We start from the raw sequence: 311 nt of genomic DNA on the forward strand, positions 1-311 counted from the left end.
GGCCAGCCAGCTGCGCACCGTCCGATCGGTGATGGTCCACAGACGCGCCTTTTCCATCCGGCCGGTGCGCGCGTTGCGGCGCTCGAGCGGAATTTTCAGCGTGGCCACCATCGTCTGCAGCTGCGCGACGTATTGCGGATCGGACAGCGGTACCACGCGCGGCGGCGTGCTGGCCGCTGGCAACCGGCCGGCGCTGCGGGTCGCCTTTTCCGTGCGCTGTTTGAGGGTGGCCAGCTGCACGAACGGGTAGGGCGGCGCCAGCGAGAAATTCTCGCGCGTCAGCGCCAGTGCCTCGTTGATCCGGGCGCCGC

1 protein-coding gene is annotated in these 311 nt (G+C 69.8%); it reads right to left on the reverse strand.

Features of this window, described 5'->3' with window-relative positions; translation table 11 throughout:
- On the reverse strand, positions 1-311 hold a 311-nt coding region (locus AC6BYQ_RS24430; protein WP_498057652.1), incomplete at both ends, for a site-specific integrase.

This window comes from Serratia sp. LTN-2 (genome assembly GCF_059740205.1).